This is a genomic window from Caulobacter sp., from assembly GCF_017744445.1.
GTDB lineage: Bacteria > Pseudomonadota > Alphaproteobacteria > Caulobacterales > Caulobacteraceae > Caulobacter.
On record NZ_JAGIBH010000128.1, the window covers coordinates 1 to 582 of the forward strand.

The 582-nt window shown below is 71.6% G+C and carries 1 protein-coding gene; it reads right to left on the reverse strand.

Translation table 11 applies throughout. The features are described 5' to 3' along the window. A partial coding sequence (locus J7528_RS24020; protein ID WP_291879885.1) for a hypothetical protein occupies positions 1-582 on the reverse strand: 582 nt, incomplete at both ends.

Genomic DNA, 582 nt, shown 5'->3' on the forward strand with positions numbered 1-582 from the left:
GCATTGTGCCGTCGGCGGCCGGACCGGGCCATGCGCCGGCGCGGCGCTCTTGACCGTGGTGATGTCCACCAGCGGGTTGGTGGTGGTGCAGTCCGTGCAGGTGCCCTGGTCGGGCACGACGCTGTTGCCGACCGAGGTGGTCGCCGCGTCGTTGACCAGCACGCTGTAGCTGACCGGATAGGTGCCCGCGCCGGTGCCGGCGGGCAGCGTGCAGCGCACCGGATTGCCGCCGGTGCAGGTGAACGCGCCGGGGCTGGTGATGGCGCTGAAGCTCAGGCCGGTGCCGAGGGTGTCGGTCAGCGTGAGCGGGCTGGTGAGCGTGCCGAGCTCATAGCCCGCGACCGCCAGCGTGTAGACCAGCGTCTGCCCGCGCTGCACCGGCGTGCCATCGCCCACGTCCACGCTCTTGCTGGTGGCGACGGTGACCAGCGGATGGCTGGTGCTGCAATCGGTACAGGTGCCCTGGTCGGGGGTGACGGTGTTGCCGACCGAGGTGGTCGCCGCGGTGGTGACGGTGGCCGTGTAGGTGACGCTGTAGCGTCCGGCGACGGTGCCGGCCGGCAGCGTGCACACCACCGGGTT